Here is a 3346-nt window from a genome sequence, read left to right on the forward strand (position 1 = left end):
CTACACGAGGCATTGCATAACCTGCGCAACATGACCTACGAGTTTCGCAAACGCCGCGACCGCGCTACCCCGCAATAACCACGCCGCCCGTTCGGCCCCACCCTATCCCTATTGCCTGCTGCGTATGCGGCGAGGCGGAGCTATGCCCATGATCATCGACGACATCATGACCGACAGAATCACCCTGCATGGCCTGGGCTTTGTCCAGGTGCAGCTGGAAGGAAATCAACGCCTGCACGTCTGGCACCCAGAGTTGCCGCGGCGCTCCTGCTTCGAGCACTCGGCCATTCACGACCACCGCTTCGACTTCGTGTCGCGGGTGCTGGTCGGGGCGCAGATCAACCATTGCTACGAAATGCAGCGCCATGATGAAGGCGACTTCGTGCTGTACCTGCACGAGGGTAAACGCGGGGCCAATGGCGGGCGCCCTTGGACACCGGACGGTCGCGCACACCTGAATTGGGCAACGACTTTCACGGTACGCGCAGGCAACGACTACAACACCCTTGCGTATGACTACCACCGCACGGAACCCGGCGGTGATGGGCGCGTGGCCACGATCATGCAGAAGCGCGGCGAATTCCCAGAGGGCGCTCACTCCACCTGCCGGTTTGGCATCCAGCCAGACACCGACTTCGACCGTTTCCAGTGGCCGCCGGCCAAGCTGTGGGAAGTGGTCACCGACGTGCTGCTGGGCCAGCGGGTGGCGCCATGATCCAGCCCAAAGAACGCCCGATCCTTTTCTCGGCGCCGATGGTGCGCGCCATTCGGGAGGGTCGAAAGACAGTCACCCGCCGCGTGGTCAAGGTCCAACCGTTCGACCTTAGCTGGTCGCGGCACGATCACCGGTTCGAGTACACCGCCGGCCGGCTTGAGAATGGCGATGAGATCGACGGTTTCTACGCCTACACCACGCGCAGTGGTGGGGAGTGGTCTGCCAAGTGCCCCTACGGACAACCAGGCGATCGGCTGTGGGTGCGCGAGACGTTCGCAGACCTGCGCGGAACTGGCATCGAGCACCGGCCAGATCCCGAAGGGCCATTGCAGCGATACGCATATGCCGCCGATTGCCGTCCGGGGTCTTATGCTGACGAAGCGCGCAAAGACTACGGCATTAAGTGGAAGCCCAGCATCCATATGCCACGCGCGGCGTGCCGGATCCAGCTGGAGATCACCGCGGTGCGCGTCGAGCGCCTGCAGGCAGGAGAAGGCGAGACAGCGTCCGAAAGCCGCTACGTCGCTGAAGGCATTCACCGCATCCACCACGGTGACGGTGATTATTATTTCCACCCCTTCAAAGACGAGCCCGGCCCAGGTAACTGGGGCGATCCTTTCGATGCCTGGCGGGAGCTGTGGGTATCGATCAATGGCGCCGAGTCTTGGAACGCCAACCCATGGGTCTGGGTCGTCGAGTTCAAGCGGGTGACGCCATGAGCATTGATCGCAACCAACGCCGACTGCTCGCCAAAGAGAGCAGCAAGCAGCCGCGCACCCTGCGCCAGGTGCCGAAGGATCAGTGGCCGGAAATCAGGGCATCCAACCTGACGGAGGTCTGGCGCTCGAGAGGTTTCCTCGTCCAGGTCTATAGCGAGGCTGGCGGCTACCAGCGCATGAGCGTTTGTCGTGCACTCCACAATGGTGACAGCTGGGTCGACCAGATCAATTGGGACGAGCTGATGCAGCTGAAGCGCGAGCTTGGGCGCGGGGATCATGATGCGCTGGAGGTGTTCCCAGCAGACGCCGACATTGTGAACGTGGCCAACATGCGGCACCTGTTCTTTCCGCCTGAGCCGGTGGGGTTCAAGTGGAGGGCGCGGCCATGACCTACCTCGTCTACTTCCCGCCCCAGTACGGCAACCCCGAGCGCTGGACTGAATGCACTGTCGATGACTTCGGAGTGTGGCGCTGCAATGGGATGTACATGCCTGCGCCTGTTGCTGATCGGATCAAGGAGGCGGCATGACCGACCAGAATCTGCTGGAGATGGCAGCAAGGGCGGCAGCCATAGGTCCGATCCTCTGCTACGAATCCAGGCGCAACTGCTTGCGGATTGGCAATCGCAAAACTTCTCGACTGTGGCGCCCACTTTCCAAGGGTGACGACGCCCTCCGGCTCGCGGCCATCCTCGACATCAACGTTGAGTGGTTTCCAAAGCAGCAATGCGTCTGCGCAGACCGCCGCGGCATCGGTGAGATCATCGGTTGGGTTGACGAGTCTGGACGTGCCGGCGCGCTTCTCCGAGCAATCACCGTGGCCGCAGCCAAAATCGGCGCAATGGAGGCGGCATGACCTGGTACACCGACTGCTGGCAGCGGATGGAATCGATGTATTCGCGGTGCAAGGCTGAAGGCATGGATGATTTGGCGACCAGCAAAGCGATCGACGAGTCGTATCCCTACCGAACTCGCAGTGGCTGGGGCTACAAGGCCTGGCTTGCGGCACGCCGAAACTTCTACCCGAAACACAACCTTCCGCTTCGCCGGGCCAAGCGTCCGCCGCCCGACCTGTTTTCCTAACCCTTCCCCATCTATCCACATGCCTGCCGGTGTACGGCGGGCGAGGAGATTCCTATGCGCGAATTCACCAAAGGTCGTCTTGAGCATTCCAGTGCTGGTCATGGCTGGACCGGTAAGGGACTCATAATTGATGAGTACTTCATCCGTCGTCCTGAAGACGATGTGGCGCTGGCGGCAGATGTCATCGATCCCGAAACTGGAAAGCCATCAGAGGAAAATGCTCGCCGTTTGGTGGCCTGCTGGAATGCTTGCGAAGGCATACCAACGGACGCTCTGGAAAAGGGCCGTATCTCATCGGACGCATTCCAGCTTAAGGAGTCGCGTGGCGACGCAGCTGAACAGCACTGCGAGGAACTACTGATCGCGTTGATAGAAAGCCGTGACGTCATATCGACCGCGCTCAAGACCGGTGCGCCGGACTGGTTCGATAGTGATGAGGCGGTATCTAAGCATACCACCGTGCAGAAGATTGACGCCGCAATCGCCAAAGCAACGCAACCACTCAACCCCGCATAGACCCCGGACGGAGGTAGCCAACATGGCTGCAGCACAGAACATTGATCGACTCCTGCGCCTCGACGAGGTGCTTCACACCACCGGCCTGGGTCGGAATACTGTTTATCGCAGAATCAGGGAGGGCACTTTCCCGAAGCAAGTTAGAATAGGCCCAAACTCGGTCGCCTGGCGCCAGTCCGACATCTCTCAATGGATGACTGATCTGACTCCCAGCAACGACCAATCAGTACATTGATTAGTACACTGAATACGGGGCTTTTTATGTAGGCCCCGGTTTACCAGCCATACAGGTCTTAAATTGGAAATCTTCAAAG

At 60.2% G+C, this 3346-nt stretch carries 8 protein-coding genes; all 8 read left to right on the top strand.

Annotated features, from left to right (window positions below; all coding sequences use genetic code 11):
- Nucleotides 1-148: 148 nt before the first annotated feature.
- Genes D3M70_RS12590 through D3M70_RS12615 form a run of 8 tightly spaced genes read left to right on the top strand, consistent with a single transcriptional unit; the run spans nt 149 to nt 3267 of the window.
- Nucleotides 149-715 carry a hypothetical protein gene (locus tag D3M70_RS12590; protein WP_120126087.1) on the top strand — a complete coding sequence of 189 codons (567 nt, stop codon included), beginning with the start codon at nt 149-151 and terminating at the stop codon, nt 713-715.
- Nucleotides 712-1434, top strand: coding sequence for a hypothetical protein (locus D3M70_RS12595; RefSeq protein WP_120126088.1), 723 nt, complete (start codon nt 712-714; stop codon nt 1432-1434). Before D3M70_RS12590 ends, D3M70_RS12595 begins: the two co-directional genes overlap by 4 nt.
- Entirely contained in the window at nt 1431-1823 is a 393-nt protein-coding gene (locus D3M70_RS12600; protein WP_120126089.1) for a hypothetical protein, read from the top strand. The genes D3M70_RS12595 and D3M70_RS12600 overlap by 4 nt, the downstream gene beginning before the upstream one ends.
- Entirely contained in the window at nt 1820-1963 is a 144-nt protein-coding gene (locus tag D3M70_RS31945) for a hypothetical protein (protein ID WP_165869788.1), read from the top strand. Before D3M70_RS12600 ends, D3M70_RS31945 begins: the two co-directional genes overlap by 4 nt.
- Nucleotides 1960-2289: a hypothetical protein gene (locus D3M70_RS12605; protein WP_177418415.1), complete on the top strand. Its 330-nt coding sequence runs from the start codon at nt 1960-1962 to the stop codon at nt 2287-2289. Before D3M70_RS31945 ends, D3M70_RS12605 begins: the two co-directional genes overlap by 4 nt.
- Nucleotides 2286-2516 (top strand): hypothetical protein, encoded by a 231-nt coding sequence (locus D3M70_RS12610; RefSeq protein ID WP_120126090.1) that lies wholly within the window; start codon nt 2286-2288, stop codon nt 2514-2516. Before D3M70_RS12605 ends, D3M70_RS12610 begins: the two co-directional genes overlap by 4 nt.
- 54 nt (nt 2517-2570) lie before the next feature.
- Entirely contained in the window at nt 2571-3032 is a 462-nt protein-coding gene (locus D3M70_RS31710; RefSeq protein WP_133306462.1) for a hypothetical protein, read from the top strand.
- 22 nt (nt 3033-3054) lie between these two features.
- Nucleotides 3055-3267, top strand: coding sequence for an AlpA family transcriptional regulator (locus D3M70_RS12615; protein WP_165869789.1), 213 nt, complete (start codon nt 3055-3057; stop codon nt 3265-3267).
- Nucleotides 3268-3346 lie beyond the last annotated feature (79 nt).

Source organism: Pseudomonas sp. LS-2 (assembly GCF_003605735.1).
Taxonomy (GTDB): domain Bacteria; phylum Pseudomonadota; class Gammaproteobacteria; order Pseudomonadales; family Pseudomonadaceae; genus Aquipseudomonas.

Coding starts and splice junctions, on each gene's coding strand:
- D3M70_RS12600 (WP_120126089.1), top strand. CDS start 1,431: ATGAGCATTGATCGCAACCAACGCCGACTGCTCGCCAAAGAGAGCAGC.
- D3M70_RS12590 (WP_120126087.1), top strand. CDS start 149: ATGATCATCGACGACATCATGACCGACAGAATCACCCTGCATGGCCTG.
- D3M70_RS12605 (WP_177418415.1), top strand. CDS start 1,960: ATGACCGACCAGAATCTGCTGGAGATGGCAGCAAGGGCGGCAGCCATA.
- D3M70_RS31945 (WP_165869788.1), top strand. CDS start 1,820: ATGACCTACCTCGTCTACTTCCCGCCCCAGTACGGCAACCCCGAGCGC.
- D3M70_RS12615 (WP_165869789.1), top strand. CDS start 3,055: ATGGCTGCAGCACAGAACATTGATCGACTCCTGCGCCTCGACGAGGTG.
- D3M70_RS31710 (WP_133306462.1), top strand. CDS start 2,571: ATGCGCGAATTCACCAAAGGTCGTCTTGAGCATTCCAGTGCTGGTCAT.
- D3M70_RS12595 (WP_120126088.1), top strand. CDS start 712: ATGATCCAGCCCAAAGAACGCCCGATCCTTTTCTCGGCGCCGATGGTG.
- D3M70_RS12610 (WP_120126090.1), top strand. CDS start 2,286: ATGACCTGGTACACCGACTGCTGGCAGCGGATGGAATCGATGTATTCG.